Origin of the sequence: Rhodococcus sp. SB1D (genome assembly GCF_048573875.1) — a bacterium.
GTDB lineage: Bacteria > Actinomycetota > Actinomycetes > Mycobacteriales > Mycobacteriaceae > Rhodococcus_F > Rhodococcus_F qingshengii.
Genome location: NZ_JBMAIQ010000011.1, coordinates 227740 through 241995 on the forward strand (window position 1 = coordinate 227740; position 14256 = coordinate 241995).

At 62.5% G+C, this 14256-nt stretch carries 13 protein-coding genes; 10 read left to right on the forward strand and 3 right to left on the reverse strand.

The window, feature by feature from the left end:
- The first annotated feature begins 136 nt into the window (after nt 1-136).
- A complete protein-coding gene (locus ACN50D_RS23505; RefSeq protein ID WP_007735944.1) occupies nt 137-2464 on the forward strand; it encodes a putative bifunctional diguanylate cyclase/phosphodiesterase in 2328 nt (775 codons plus the stop codon).
- A 55-nt stretch (nt 2465-2519) separates the two neighbouring features.
- On the opposite strand, the gene ACN50D_RS23510 is transcribed toward ACN50D_RS23505, so the two are convergent.
- On the reverse strand, nt 2520-3287 hold the full coding sequence (locus ACN50D_RS23510) for an SDR family NAD(P)-dependent oxidoreductase (RefSeq protein ID WP_003944195.1): 768 nt from the start codon (nt 3285-3287) through the stop codon (nt 2520-2522).
- 158 nt (nt 3288-3445) lie between these two features.
- Between ACN50D_RS23510 and ACN50D_RS23515 the strand changes: the two genes are divergently transcribed.
- Genes ACN50D_RS23515 through ACN50D_RS23530 form a run of 4 tightly spaced genes read left to right on the forward strand, consistent with a single transcriptional unit; the run spans nt 3446 to nt 7276 of the window.
- Nucleotides 3446-4036 (forward strand): hypothetical protein, encoded by a 591-nt coding sequence (locus ACN50D_RS23515; protein WP_050655957.1) that lies wholly within the window; start codon nt 3446-3448, stop codon nt 4034-4036.
- A complete protein-coding gene (locus ACN50D_RS23520) occupies nt 4029-4679 on the forward strand; it encodes a DUF6308 family protein (RefSeq protein WP_003944144.1) in 651 nt (216 codons plus the stop codon). Before ACN50D_RS23515 ends, ACN50D_RS23520 begins: the two co-directional genes overlap by 8 nt.
- 35 nt (nt 4680-4714) lie before the next feature.
- A complete protein-coding gene (locus ACN50D_RS23525) occupies nt 4715-6172 on the forward strand; it encodes an HNH endonuclease signature motif containing protein (RefSeq protein WP_064442942.1) in 1458 nt (485 codons plus the stop codon).
- Nucleotides 6173-6175: 3 nt separating this feature from the next.
- Nucleotides 6176-7276: an FAD-dependent monooxygenase gene (locus tag ACN50D_RS23530; RefSeq protein WP_212634056.1), complete on the forward strand. Its 1101-nt coding sequence runs from the start codon at nt 6176-6178 to the stop codon at nt 7274-7276.
- Here ACN50D_RS23530 and ACN50D_RS23535 read toward each other — a convergent pair.
- Nucleotides 7239-7697: a GNAT family N-acetyltransferase gene (locus tag ACN50D_RS23535; protein ID WP_249343254.1), complete on the reverse strand. Its 459-nt coding sequence runs from the start codon at nt 7695-7697 to the stop codon at nt 7239-7241. The genes ACN50D_RS23530 and ACN50D_RS23535 overlap by 38 nt on opposite strands.
- Nucleotides 7698-7801: 104 nt before the next feature.
- On the reverse strand, nt 7802-8485 hold the full coding sequence (locus tag ACN50D_RS23540) for a TetR/AcrR family transcriptional regulator (protein WP_007735953.1): 684 nt from the start codon (nt 8483-8485) through the stop codon (nt 7802-7804).
- A gap of 102 nt (nt 8486-8587) precedes the next feature.
- Here ACN50D_RS23540 and ACN50D_RS23545 point away from each other — a divergent pair, with 102 nt between their 5' ends.
- From ACN50D_RS23545 to ACN50D_RS23565, 5 genes are read left to right on the forward strand one after another with little or no spacing between them, the layout of a single operon-like run.
- Complete coding sequence (locus tag ACN50D_RS23545; protein ID WP_007735955.1) at nt 8588-9778, forward strand: lipid-transfer protein; 1191 nt, start codon at nt 8588-8590, stop codon at nt 9776-9778.
- 42 nt (nt 9779-9820) lie between these two features.
- A complete protein-coding gene (locus tag ACN50D_RS23550; protein WP_030535858.1) occupies nt 9821-10252 on the forward strand; it encodes an SRPBCC family protein in 432 nt (143 codons plus the stop codon).
- Nucleotides 10253-10259: 7 nt separating this feature from the next.
- On the forward strand, nt 10260-11135 hold the full coding sequence (locus tag ACN50D_RS23555) for a MaoC/PaaZ C-terminal domain-containing protein (RefSeq protein WP_019746344.1): 876 nt from the start codon (nt 10260-10262) through the stop codon (nt 11133-11135).
- A 41-nt stretch (nt 11136-11176) separates the two neighbouring features.
- Nucleotides 11177-12043 (forward strand): SDR family oxidoreductase, encoded by an 867-nt coding sequence (locus tag ACN50D_RS23560; RefSeq protein ID WP_007735961.1) that lies wholly within the window; start codon nt 11177-11179, stop codon nt 12041-12043.
- Between the two features lie 4 nt (nt 12044-12047).
- Nucleotides 12048-14246 carry an acyl-CoA dehydrogenase gene (locus ACN50D_RS23565; RefSeq protein WP_212634058.1) on the forward strand — a complete coding sequence of 733 codons (2199 nt, stop codon included), beginning with the start codon at nt 12048-12050 and terminating at the stop codon, nt 14244-14246.
- Nucleotides 14247-14256 lie beyond the last annotated feature (10 nt).

Consider the following 14256-nt stretch of genomic DNA (forward strand, 5'->3'; position numbering starts at 1 on the left):
CTGATCCGTTCTGTCGCGATTGTCTGAAACATCCTATTGAACAGTATGTTTCAACTCGTAGTTTCTCGTCATCGTGTGTCCGGAACCCGCATCCGCGCTACCTTCATCTGGTCGGCTCCACGATGGAGGGTGTTGCATGCTGAGCAGGCTGACTTCGAGTGCGAGCGACGCCGAACTGTCTGACGTCGAGCGGCGCGACCTCTTCGCACGCCAGATACTGCAGGTGACGACGGTCGCGCCACTGGCCAACATGGTCAATGTACTCAGCGTGTGCGCTTTGCTTGTGTATGTCGTACCCCCCGGTCACAACGAGTTTCGGGTGATCTGGGGTTCTGCGGCCTTCTTGGTCGTCCTCAATTCGGTGCGCGTCTGGATACCGCGAGTCGTCCTGAAGGGCCGGTACACGCCCAAACATACGACGAGGTACGACTACTGGGCGCTCATGCTCGAGGTGATCCTGCTCGGGCTTCTGCTTGTCGTTCTCGCCGCCGCGATGCTTCCCGTGACGGACAACTCGCGAAAGCTTGTGCTTCTAGCGACATTCGCCGGAGTCATGGGCGCCGGCGCCGTAGCATTGTCGACGGTTCGGTCGATAGCGGTAGCGTGGATTCTGGTGCACAGCATCGGATTGCTCGTCGTTATCCTGCCCAAGAGAACTACGGAATATGCTGTCCTCTCGTTCCAGTTGGTCGTTTACTCGGTGACACTGATTATCGGCGTCGTGTACCTCTGGGCGTCGTTCCGAAGTCGTTGTCTCGCCGAGTTCGAGGCTGCTGCCGAGCGCCAGACGGTCAGTTTGCTTCTCGACGATTTCGAGGGTGGGTCACGCGACTGGCTGTGGGAAGTCGACACCACCGGGACGTTGTCGCACACCTCCGCTCGGCTGTCGCAGATCTCGGGAGTTCCCGTCTCCGACCTGCGAACCCTGTCGCTGCGCGGATTGTTGGATCGGCTCGACGTGGGTTCGACGAAGAGTGGCCGAGCCGCGGTCCAGGTCATCGGAGATCACCTCGACCGCCTCATGCCGTTTCGAGAGGTCGTCATTCCCGTTCGTGTCGACGGCGTCGACCGATGGTGGTCTCTGTCGGGTCATCCCAGGCTATCCGAGGCCACGGAGTTCGTGGGTTGGCGAGGCGTGGGCTCGGACATCACCGAGAAGTACAACTACGAGCGGCGAATTCTGTGGCTTGCTGCAACCGACGGACTGACCGGGCTCCCGAATCGCCGGACGTTCGGCTCGGAGCTGTCCGACGCGCTCGGCACCGTCCGAACCGGCGAGGAAGTCCTTGTCGGAATCCTCGACCTGGACAATTTCAAGTCGGTGAACGACACGTTAGGGCACCCTGTCGGTGACAAATTGTTGATTTCCGTTGCTGCACGGCTCAATCGGGTGGTCGACGGCGCCATGTGCGCGCGAATCGGTGGTGACGAATTCGGCGTCGTCTTGCGGGGAACAGGGGACGGCGGAGAGGTGTTCGCTCGCTATCTGGATGCATTGCGTGAGCCGTTTTACGTGCGGGGGAATCGCATCGAGGTTCGTGCATCGATCGGCTATGCCGGCGCACCCGCAGATTCCGAAGATGCGGACACGCTTGTCATGTCCGCCGACCTGGCGCTGTATGCGGCAAAATCCGCCGGCAAGAACCGGGTAGGAAGATACTCACCGGTGCTGCGGGCGCGGGCCAGGGAGCGAGCATCGGCCCTGCAAGAACTTGGGCTTGCGATCGAGTCTCGGCAGTTCGAGCTGTACTACCAACCGCAGGTTCGTGCGGACACCGGCCGCGTCGAGGGTTTCGAGGCACTGCTTCGCTGGAATCACCCGGTGCGGGGCGTGCTTGCACCGCACATTTTCATCGATGTCGCGGAGGAGACCGGCCTGATAGTCCCTCTGGGGCTTCAGGTACTGAACATGGCGTGCGCCGAAGCCGCGACGTGGCCCGACGACACTTACGTGACGGTGAACGTCTCTCCGGTGCAACTGATGTCGTCCGGCTTCGGATCGGCCGTGAACGATGCGCTGGAGGCAAGCGGTCTGTCCGGCAAACGGCTTCAGCTGGAAATCACAGAGACGGGAGCAGTGGAGGAGCTTGCCGTCGCCGAGTTGGATCGCCTGCGTGCCACCGGAATTGCGATTGCCCTGGACGACTTCGGAACCGGCTATTCGTCTTTCGAGAGTTTGAAGAAACTGCCGTTGGACATCCTCAAGATCGACCGGTCGTTCATCACCGAATTGAACGAGGGTGATTCGGCAGTTGTCACTTCGGTGGTCGAGGTGGCGAAGGCGCTCGGTATGCAGTCATTGGCGGAAGGCGTGGAGACGGCCGACCAGCTGAGGCTCTTGCTTACCGCCGGTTGTGAATTGGTTCAGGGTTACTACGTCAGCCGACCGATGCCGGCGAAGGAAGTGGCCGAGTACCTCAGCGCAACTGCCCACTCCAACGGTGGGTATTTTCATTCGTTCTGACAACTGTGCGCCTTTATTAACCGCGGGCGGTTAATAAAGGCGCACAGCAGGGAGGTTAGCGCGGCGCCATGCGCAGTGCGCCGTCCATGCGGATGGTCTCGCCGTTGAGGTAGTCGTGCTCGACGATCATCTGCGCGAGCTGCGCGTACTCGGACGGCTGGCCCAGGCGCGACGGGAACGGAACGCCGGCCTCGAGGCCCTTGCGGTACTCGTCGGTGACGCCTGCGAGCATCGGGGTGTCGATGATGCCGGGAGCGATCGTGTTGACGCGGATGCCGAACTGCGCAAGGTCACGGGCAGCCGGAACCGTCATGCCGTGCACGCCGCCCTTGGAGGCGGAGTACGCGATCTGGCCGATCTGGCCTTCGAAGGCAGCAACGGAAGCGGTGTTGATGACAACGCCGCGCTGGCCCGACTCGTCGACGGCCTCGGTCTTGGCGATGGCGTCGGCGGCCAGGCGCATGACGTTGAAGGTGCCGAGCAGGTTGACGGTGATGACCGTGCGGAACAGCTCGAGGTCGTGCGGACCCTTCTTGGACAGGATGCGTCCGGCCCAGCCGACACCGGCACAGTTGACGACGATGCGCAGCGGGGAGCCCGACTCGACGATCTGGTTGATCGCTGCTTCGACCTCTTCGCCGCTGGTCACGTCGGTGGGGATGAGGGTGACGCCGGCGGGGACGTTGTCGCCTGCGCGCTCGATCGACGCGGGCAGATCCAGGCCGAAGACGGTAGCGCCGGCGTCGGCGAGGCGCTTGGCTGTTGCGGCGCCGAGGCCTGATGCCGCTCCGGTGACCAGTGCTGCGGTTCCCTTGATTTCCACTTCGTGTGCTCCTCGAGTTAGCGATCGGTAAGGCGGTGGTACGTGTCGAGAACCATAACGCGAGGGTGTATGTGAGGGCGAACGCGCGAGACCCGCGTAGGGCTGGGTACCTTGGACGCGAGGTCTGAGAGCAAAGCACCGGACGAGAGGGGACCTGCGTGAGCAAGGCGCCTGTGCGTCCCGCCGCTTCTGTCGAGAATTTCGAGCGGTTGCAGCGCGACCCTCTCTTCGAAGATCTTGCCGAACTGATTGCCGAGGTTCTCTCCTACGCGTTCGACGCTCCGGCCGCCGTCGAGATCGAACAGTGGACGATCAGTTGCCTGCCGTCGACCAACCGATCGGCGGAGCGCCATCGCTTGTTCACGCTCAATATCGGTCCGATGGAGATTCTGAGCGTCGAGTGCCATCTGGTCGGCGGTAAGGCGATCGAGCACGTCATGTCCGTGTACGTATCCAGTTCGGCACTGGAATCGCGAACCGGATGCAGCATCGAAGAACTCGACGCCAAGCACGATCTGGTCGCCATCAGACGCACCGAGTTGGCGTCCGCCGACGGCGACGGGACCGTGATCGACTGCAGTCTCGAGGACTCGGATGCGTTGGAACAGTTTGCTCAACTGCCCGTCGACATGACGACGGTTCGTCCGCTCGCGGAGCATCTTGTTGCCAAGGGCAAGGGCCCATTTCGGCAGTATCACAACGCCGGGTTCGCCAAATATGTACTGGAAAGGTCGCTCGACCATGCTTGATCAGTTGCCCATCCGACTCCCGCGTGTGCTGCGAGACGGGGACGATGACGGCGCGGTCGACGTGCTGCAGGAATATTTCACGAGGCCGCTCCGAAAGACCGGTTATCTCCGAACCGGTGCGTTGTGGGATTCCTGGGATCCCAGTGGCAATCGCGATCGTGATGCGAACATCTTCACCGCGGAAGATCTTGTTGCGGTGACGCTTCTGTCGGTTCAGGTTCCGGCGCAAGGAGCCTTCTTCCTGCTCGGGGAGAACAATGCCGAACTGAACCGACTCCTGGCGGACGTGGGCCCGGATCGCGATCTATCGAACGAACCCGATCCCTTCACTCCGGAATCTCCGGTGTGGCGGTTGGAGACGGCGCTTCGAGAGATTCACGGCGTCGGGCGAACCATGGCGTCCAAACTGATCGCGCGCAAGCGTCCGCGACTCTTCCCGATCTACGACGACGTCATCGGGCGGGAGTTGGGAACGAAGTCGGCCCACCTGGAACCTGTTCGCGTAGCCATGCGGGAAGACGAGTTGCAGAGTCGACTCCTCGATCTACGTGCACGAGCAGGTCTCGACGAATCCGTTCCGGTCATCAGGGTGTTGGACGTGCTGGCGTGGATGCAGGGTAAGGGATACAAACCGGCACTCTAGCTTTCTTGTCGGTGGGTGGGTTTATTGTCGAATGTATGTTCGATAAGGGATTGACGAGCGGTGTGGGGACATCCGTCGATGACGGCCGTCCTGTCGTCGACCCACTCGTGTTGCCGGACATGCTCTTTGCGACGGCGCAGAGCGAGAACATGCTAGCCGCGCAAAAGGTGCTCGGTGCATCCATGTTGTCGGAGTCGCGATTCAACGCCGAACTCGACGTGTCCGGTGATGTCGACAAGGCGTGGCGGATCGCATGCAACGAGATCGCGGTCATGCTCACGTGCTCGCGTCGTACTGCCGAAGTCCACATCGAGATCGGTGATGCCCTACGGGAGTTCCTTCCGCTCACCAAGGCCGCCTTCGCTGCCGGCGAGTTGGACTATGCGCGTGTGCGCAAGATTGTCGACGGACTCACCGGGGCCGATCCGGAGGCGATCGCAGCACTCGAGCGCCGGGTACTTGCCTCGGCGCACCGTCTTCCGCCCGGGCAACTGGAGCGCGACATCGAGCGCCAGCTCTTTGCCTACGATCCGGACGCTGCCGCCGAACGTCGCCGGAAGATGCTGGAACACCGCGATGTTCGCACGCGTGCAGACCGTCACGGACTCGCCCAGTTGCAGGCAACACTCAGTGCGACCGAGGCCGTCGAAGCGCTTGGCCTGATCAACGAGGCCGCCGGAAGCGTCTGCAACCACGATCCACGAAATGTCTCGACCCGTAGGGCCGACGCACTGGTAGCTCTCCTGCACGGCGAACAGGGGCTGACTTGCCAGTGTGGCAGCGAAACGTGCGAGGCAGTATCCCCAGCAGCTCGATCGACTGCATCCTCACGTCGGAAGCCGTTGTTGCACATCGTGTGTGATCTGGCGACGCTCCTCGGATTGACGTCAGATCCCGCGAGCATCGACGGATACGGGCCGATCGATCCTGATTTTGCTCGCGAGCTCTCCGCTGATTCCACCTGGCAGGCCTTGTTCGTCGATTTCCGCGCCCAGGTCGCGGGGAATCGACCGCGTCGGCAGCATGCTCCCACTGTCCTGCCGCTTGTCACCCGACGTGATCGCCCAAGTCGCGAACCGAACGGCTGCGGGGATCGGATTCGGGCAATGCAACGGTTGGTCGCGCGATCCCCGGACATCGTTCGAAGATCGGATGGGCACGGCGCCCAGCACGATCCACCTCCCGGCGCGCTGACCTATGCTCCGGGAGCGGCTCTGGCCGCATTGGTGCGGGCCGTCGACGGTCACTGCCGGTTCCCTGGTTGTTCGGTGCCCGCGAACAGGTGCCAACTCGACCACATCACCGAGTTCGATCCTTCCGATCCGAGACGTGGTGGGTGGACCATTGCGAGCAACCTCCAATGCCTGTGTCGTCATCACCATCAGGTGAAGACATACAGGTTGTGGACGCCGGTGATGCTGGAGGACCGTGCCATTCACTGGACCGATAAAACCAGCGGGTTGACGGCTGTCACGGTTCCGGAGAGGATCTGACCTGTGCCGGAAGGACAGTGCGCGGGAATCGTCGGCGGGGGAATTGGCGGGCTGACGGCTGCCATCGCGCTCCGCAAAGCAGGCTGGGATGTCACCGTGTACGAGCGTTCGTCCGAGTTCACGGAGGTAGGCGCCGCCGTCGTGTTGTTTCCCAACGCTCTGGCAGCGTTGGACGAAATCGGTGTAGGCGAACAGGTCAGGGCGAATTCCCTTCCGTACAGCTCGGGCGCGATCAGGAATCTGCGCGGGCAAAATCTGGTGACGCGCAAAATTGGTGACCTCGCCGGCGGTCGCGATCTGGTGACAATCCACCGCGCCGATCTGATCGACGTGTTGGTTCGCGCAATCTCCGCCGAGTGTCTACGCACCGGAACCAGGGTGACGGGTGTGGGCTGCGGAGATCACGGCCGCGCCGAGATAGTCACCGACGGTGATACCGCTCGATACGACCTTGTCGTTGCCGCGGACGGTGTGCACAGTGTTGTGCGACAGCAGATCTGGCCCGGCGAGGGAACCGTGGTACATACCGGAGTGTCAGCTTGGCGCTGGATCGTCGATGGTCCACCGCCGGATTTTGTCGGACAGGTATGGGGGATTCGAGGGGAGTTCGGGATTCTCCCGTTGGCGGGCAACCGCACCTACGCTTTCGCGGGTGCGCAACGCGGCGAGAGTTTTGCGCATTTTGCGGACTGGCCCGAACCTGTGTCGCAGCTCGTCGCGAACGCTGACCCGGCCCGCATCATCGAGAACGAACTGCTCGAGATTCGGACCCCGAAGTTGTTGACACGCGGCAAAGTTGCGTTGATTGGCGACGCCGCTCATGCCATGCGCCCTCACCTCGGGCTAGGTGCGGCTTTGGCGATCGAGGACGCCGTTACTCTTGCTTCCTATGCGGACGATCTCGCCGGCTACACAAAGGCTCGACGTCATAGAGTTCGAACTGTTCAATGGATTTCGCGGCAGATGTCGACCGTCGTGATGCCGGACAATCGATCGTTAGCGGCGGTGCGTGACGTCGTTGTGCGGTTGACTCCAGACATTCTTGCCTTGTCGGTATTCGGTGTGATCAACCGTTGGCGGCCGAAGCCGATCGAGAGGCACTGACTTCGAAGATGGTTTCCAGACCGTCTTCTTCGTCCCACTGCTCACCGACTTCGTTGAAACCGTACTGGCTGATCAGATTTCGTGATGCGATGTTGTCCGGACTGATGGTCGCGCGAACGATGTGTACTTCGGATTCGCGACTCGCGACTTCGAGAAGTATCTCGAGGGCGGCCCGTGCGTAGCCCTGACGCCGGAACGCCGGGTCGATGCGATATCCGACCTCCACCGTCCCGCGCGCATCGGGGCGACCGTGGAATCCGGCCAACCCCACCGGCGTCGAGGTGCGGGCATCGACTGCGATGCGGGTGATCCACGCGCTGTCGAGGGGATTCTCTGCTATCTGCTTGCTACGGTAGCGCCACAAGCCCTGGCATTCTTCGCCGAGGAGATACGGGGTCAGGAGGTCGGGTGCGAGTTCCATTGCAAGATTAGCGTTGTCTTCACCAAGTGCGTGGAGGGCGAGTGATGGAACCTGGACCAGTTGAAGTCCACGTCCGCCGAGTGTCCAGGGTAATTCGGTGACTGTCACAGGTCGGCGATCGGAGTCGACAGCGTTATGTCGACACCGATGCTCCGGAGATTGCCGTCCAGAACCTGCCAGATGGAGCGTTCGAGGAATTCGGCCAATTCCGCACTGGTCACATCGGAACCCGGCTGGCTGAGCCAACGGTTGACGCTGACGTCGACCAATCCGATGACGCCGAAAGCCAAGGGCTCAGCCATCTTCGACGGTTTGCCACGGCTGGTGAGGATCGTGCCCAACAAATTTCCCAATTGGACGGCGATGGCCGTCTTGGTTCCGGTCACCACTTTCGAACCGGTGGCCCGCGTACTCGGCGAGCCCTTGCCTAAAAAGTGGTGCAGTCGTGGATATTTCACAATCCACTGGAGGTAGGTCTCGACGGCCCGTGAGATGGCCTCGCCGACGGTGCCTTGTGGCGTGAGGGTGGGGGTCAGGTCGGTCATCATCATCTCGAGGATGCGGACTCGCAGCTGCTCGTCGAGGTCGGCTCGATCCTTGAAGATCCGGTAGACAACGGAACGGGGGACGTCGGCGCGCTCGGCGATCTGCTGGACGCCGACGTCGGCGCCACCTTCGTTGACTGCATCGAGTGCTGCGTCGAGGATCCGCGCTTTGCGCTGCTCCTTGTGATCATTCCAGCGAGTGCTGCGCCCGTCGGGCTGCGCCGACTCGGCTGTTTTTGTCATAAATCGAACGATACTCACCCCGCCATTGACTGGACAAGATGTCTCACATACTTTGGTGGGACAGCGTGTCACACACAGATACCGTTCTCTTCAGGAGTGGCAATGAGTAACAGGGTTTTTGTCGTCGGCGTCGGCATGACGAAGTTCGAGAAGCCGGGAGCCCGCGAGTGGGACTACCCCGACATGGCACGCGAGTCGGGTACCAAGGCGCTCGAAGACGCGGGTATCGACTACACCGAGGTCGAGCAGGCATACGTCGGCTACGTCTACGGCGAGTCCACCGCAGGTCAGCGCGCTGTCTACGAGCTCGGTCTGACGGGTATCCCCATCGTCAACGTCAACAACAACTGTTCGACGGGATCGACCGCGCTCTACCTCGCCACGCAGGCGGTCAAGAGTGGTCAGGCCGACTGCGCACTCGCGCTGGGCTTCGAGAAGATGCAGTCCGGGTCCCTCGGATCCACCTACGACGACCGCGAACAGCCCCTCATGCGGCACCTCCTCGCTCTCGCCGAGCTGCAGGAGTTCGCGATGCCGCCCGCTCCGTACATGTTCGGCGCGGCCGGCGTCGAGCACATGGAACGCTTCGGAACCACTGCAGAGCAGTTCGCGAAGATCGCCGTCAAGAACCACAAGCACTCACTGAACAACCCGTACGCGCAGTTCCAGGACGAGTACACCCTCGAGCAGATCCTCGAAGCACGCCAGATCCACGGGCCGCTCACCAAGCTCCAGTGCTCGCCCACCTCGGACGGATCCGGCGCGGCGATCATCGCCAGCGAAGCATTCGTCGAAAAGCACGGGCTCGCTGCTCAGGCGATCGAGATCGTCGGACAGGCCATGGTCACCGACATGAACAGCACTTTCGAGGACAAGAGCGCCATCAGCCTCGTCGGCGCAGACATGACCCGCAAGGCCGCCGAGAAGGTATACGCCCAGGCCGGGATCACCGCCGACGACGTCGACGTCATCGAACTCCACGACTGCTTCTCCACCAACGAGTTGCTGACCTACGAGGCACTTGGACTGTGCGCCGAAGGTGACGGCGGCAAGCTCGTCGACGCCGACGACACCACCTACGGCGGACGCTGGGTGGTCAACCCGTCCGGCGGCCTCATCTCGAAGGGCCACCCCCTCGGAGCAACAGGCCTCGCGCAGTGCGCCGAACTCACCTGGCAGCTCCGCGGAACCGCGGACAAGCGTCAGGTCGACGGCGCGAAGGTCGCCCTCCAGCACAACATCGGACTCGGCGGTGCAGTTGTCGTGACCGCATACAAGCCCTACGCACGCTGAATCACACCCTCAACCCGCCAGCTACCCACTAGGAGTTTCATCATGGCTTCCGTTTCCGTCTCCGCCGTACTGCCCGCATCCCCCGAGAAGACCTGGGATGCGCTCTCCGATCTGTCTCGCTGGGAAGAGTGGCTCACCATTCACCAGGGCTGGAAGAGTGAACTCCCCACCGAGGTCGCGTTGGGCGCCAAGTTCACGGAGGTCGTCTCCGTGATGGGTATGGCCAACAAGATCGAGTGGACCGTCGAAGAGGTCGAGGTTCCGAAGATGGTCAAGATTGCCGGTACCGGAATGGCCGGCGTCACCGTCGAATTCATCCTCTCGGTCGAGGCCGACGGTGCGGGTTCGAAGGCAACCGTCGACGCCAGCTTCAAGGGCACCATGATCGTCGGGCCGATCGGCAAGGCAGTTGCCAAGAACGCCAAGGCTGATCTCGAGGCCTCGCTGGCCAAGTTCGCCGAGCTGGTCGGGTAACGGCTCGATGACGACACCGAAGACCAACGCGGTCGAATTCGATACGTCCGGGCTGGACGTATGGACCGATCCGGAGCACTTCGAGGTGACAGCCGAGCGCATCGCCGAATATGCCGCTGCCACAAACGACCCCATCGAGCGACACCTGAAAGGCGAGATCGCTCCGCCGGTCTTCGCGGTGGTACCCGTCTTCATGTCGATGGCACCCGCTGCGCTGTCGGTGGCGCCGGTCGAACTGCTGATGAAGCTCGTTCACGGTGAGCAGGACTTCCTGTTCCACCGTCCGATCTACCCTGGCGACCATCTGGTCGCTCGCGCCAAGCCCATCGGATTCGAGGGCCGGGACAACGGATCCACCGTCGTCATCTACGTCGAAACCAAAACCGACAAGGGTGAATTGGTCAACGAGCAATGGATGACGGCCTTCTTCCGCAAGGTCGACGCGGGCCCCGGACTTGGCGAGAAGGCTCCCGAACACCGATTCGACGACGCTCTTCGCGCTGGTAGTCCCGCAGCGGTGGTGAACCAGCATATCGACGAGGACCAGACGTTCCGATACTCACCGGCTTCCGGCGATCCGATGCCGATCCACCTTGACGAAGAGATTGCTCGCATGTCCGGTCTCCCCGGAATCATCAATCACGGACTGTGCACGATGGCGTTCACGTCATGGGGAGCCCTGACCGAACTGGCAGGCGGCGAGACCGAGCGGTTACGCCGTCTCGCAGTGCGATTCGCGAAGCCTGTGCTCCCGACCCAGGACATCGAGACGGTGTTCTACAAGTCGGGTTCGGCAGACGGAGCCACGTCGTACTCGTACGAAACCAGCGCGGTCGGTGACCTGGTCATCAAGGACGGCCTCGCGGTCATCGCCGACAAATGAGTCTTCATGTCCGACAACTGAACTGATGGGAATCTGAACTGATGGGAAGTCTCGACGGTCGCGTAGCGATCATCACCGGAGCAGGACGCGGCATCGGCCGTGAGCATGCGCTGCTCTTCGCTCGTGAGGGTGCGAGCGTCGTGGTCAACGATCTCGGCGGAGCAAACGACGGTTCCGGTGCAGATGCCGGCCCCGCGCAGCAGGTAGTCGACGAGATCGTCGCTGCAGGCGGCAAGGCTGTTGCCAACACCGACAACATCGCCACCTGGGACGGCGCCGAGGGCCTCGTCAAGCAGGCCGTCAGCGAGTTCGGCCGACTCGACGTACTGGTCAACAACGCCGGCATTCTTCGTGACGCCTTCATCGCCGGTATGGACGAGAGCCAGTGGGATGCAGTCATTGCCGTGCACCTCAAGGGGCACGCAGCGACGCTGCACCACGCTGCCGCGTACTGGAAGGACCAGAGCAAGGCAGGCGAGACCGTCAACGCTTCGGTCATCAACACCGCTTCGGCTTCGGGTACCTTCATGCCCAACGCGGGCCAGGGCAACTACGGCGCCGCCAAGGCGGGCATCGCAGCCCTGACTCTGGTGGCCGCTGACGAGCTCGATCGATACGGCGTGCGTGTCAACGCTATTGCGCCGATCGCGCGTACTCGGCTGACGCTGGCGACACCCGGTATGGGCGCGTTGTTCGCCGCCGAGGTCCCCGAGGGTGAGTTCGACGCGTTTGCGCCGTCCAACATCTCCCCGCTGGTGGCCTATCTAGCGGCAGCGGATTGCAAGCTGACCGGCAAGGTGTATGCCGTTCAGGGTGGGGCCATCACGGAACTCGCCGGCTGGCACGGTGTGAACACCATCGAGAGCGAGGGTCCCTGGACCACCGCCGACCTCGCAGAACGACTGTAAGCGCATGGCACGCAACGCATACGAACTCGGTCTCGGGCTGAGTGAGGAGCACACCGCGCTTGCAGATTCGGTGCGCTCCTTCGCCGAGCGCACCATCACCACCGAGCAGGTGCGCGCGGCCGTGGAGTCGCGGACCGAGGACAAGTTCCCCCAGTTCTGGACGGCACTCGTCGGGCAGGACCTTCTCGGGCTCGCGGTTCCGGAAGAGCAAGGTGGTCACGGCGCCGGCCTGCTGACCTTGGCGGTGGCACTGGAAGCATTGGGCCGCACAGTCTCTCCCGGACCGTTCGTTCCGACGGTATTGGCAAGCGCCGTTCTCGGCGCCGCCGATTCCAAGGCGGGACCCGAGTTCCTGCCCGGTCTGATCGACGGAAGTCGTACGGCAGCAGTCGCCTTGGGTGCACCGTTGGCGGCCGAGTCGTCGGACGGTGGGTACAAGATCACGGGCGCACTCGACGGTGTGCTCGGTGGTGAGCACGCCGACGTACTGCTGGTTCCGATCCAGTTGCCCGAGGGCGTTCGCTACGCGGTGCTCGAGAGCAGCGCAGTCGAGATCACCGTTCAGGACAGCATCGACGTGCTGCGCGGTAGTGCGCGGATCGAAGCTGACAATGTTCAGATCAGCGCCGAACGGATACTCGACGGTCTCACCGAGGCGCGGGTACGGTCCATTGCCGCAGTCGTTCTCGGCGCCGAAGACGTCGGCGTCATGTCCTGGTGTGTTTCCACTGCGTCGGAGTACGCCAAGACACGCGTGCAGTTCGGGCGACCCATCGGCCAGTTCCAGGGCGTCAAGCACAAGTGTGCGCAGATGGGCATTGCGCTCGAGCAGGCACGCGCCGTTGTGTGGGATGCGGCAAGCGCATTGGACAAGGGCGACGACACGGCAGATTTTGCCGCCGACATCGCCGCAGTCATCGTGCCGGACGCCGCAGTGCAGGTAGCGCAGGACTGCGTGCAGGTTCACGGCGGCATCGGATTCACGTGGGAGCACGACGCACACCTGTACTACCGCCGCGCGCTCACGATCCGCGGCATTCTCGGCACCCGCGAGGATCGAGCCAATCGTGTTGCGCAGCAAGCACTTGACGGTGTCAGCCGGGCTTCGGTTCTCGAACTGCCGCCAGAGGCGGAGGAGATCCGCGGCGGCATCGCGGCCGAGCTTGCCAAGTTGGTCGAGCTCGACGAGGACGACCAGCTGATCGCGCTCGGCGACGGCGGCTGGGTTCAGCCTCACCTGCCGAAGCCGTACGGGCGCAGCGCCGCTCCGCTCGAGCAGATCGTCATCTCCCAGGAAATCAAGGCTGCCGGTATCTCGATGCCGCAGCTTCTGATGGGAACGTGGGCAGTGCAGGCCGTCGTGGCACATGGTTCGGACAAGCAGAAGCAGGAATTGGCAATACCGACCCTGCAGGGTGAGCTGGTGTGGTGCCAGCTCTTCAGTGAGCCCGGTGCTGGTTCCGACCTCGCGTCATTGTCCACGAAGGCCGAAAAGGTCGACGGCGGTTGGAAGATCACCGGTCAGAAGATCTGGACCACGGTCGCGCAGTTCTCCGACTGGGCAATGCTGATCGCCCGTACGGACGCCACCAAGCCGAAGCATCAGGGCATCACCTACTTCGTGCTGGATATGTCGACACCGGGCATCACCGTCCGCCCGCTGCGTGAGATGACGGGTTCGGCGCTGTTCAACGAGGTGTTCCTCGACGACGTGTTCATCCCCGACGAGAACGTGGTCGGCGAGGTCAACGACGGCTGGAACGTCGCACGTACGACGCTGGCAGGCGAACGCGTCGCACTGAGCCAGAAGATGGAGGCGTATGCCTCGGACTCCGATCTGCTGAAGTTCGCGAAGTCGGCAGACCTGAGCCCGATCGGACGCTACCGCGTCGGTGAGCTGGTGGCCGAGAGCCAGGCGATCGACCTCATCGGCTCCCGCGTTGTGCTCAAGCAACTTTCGGGAATCGACGTGAGTACGACGTCGAGCGTCGGCAAGCTGTTGGCGATGAAGATCAGCCAGTCGATCGCCGAGTTCGTCGTCGCCGAACTGGGTGCTGCCGGAGCGGTCAGCATCCCAGGTCAGCCAAGCGACAAGGCGATGGAGCAGCTCATTTCGGGCCGTGCCACCACCATCTACGGCGGCACAACCGAGGTGCAACTCAACGTGATCGGTGAGCGCATGCTCGGATTGCCGCGAGACTGAGGGTATTTAT